Annotated in this window: 1 protein-coding gene; it reads right to left on the bottom strand. The window is 49.0% G+C overall.

What is annotated here, in order from left to right; all coding sequences use genetic code 11:
• A partial coding sequence (locus AC3XQU_RS24180) for a hypothetical protein (RefSeq protein ID WP_489876662.1) occupies positions 1–189 on the bottom strand: 189 nt, incomplete at its 3' end.
• Positions 190–261: the final 72 nt, after the last annotated feature.

Genomic DNA, 261 nt, shown 5'->3' with positions numbered 1-261 from the left:
CACTTTACGACGTATAGCAGTGAGCATTTCACCAGCGCTTGCACTACCCCAACCTGGTGTAGGCTTGGGCATCTTCAATGTCCTGATTTCTTCAGCCTGGTCATTGCATATTTTAGCTAAACGGGCCTGCTCGCGTTTAGCTGAATTGATAGCATTTTTTACCTTATCAGGGTTGTCGATCTTGGCCATAACCATGACAAGTAACCAAGTCTCGCGCTCAGTATTCCGGCTGTGTCGCCAAGGTGCGGCGACAGCGTCAAA

It is taken from the genome of Telluria sp. AZSoR62, assembly GCF_058111565.1.
Note: the sequence above shows the minus strand (reverse complement) of the source record. Positions and strands in the feature narration are given on the sequence as shown.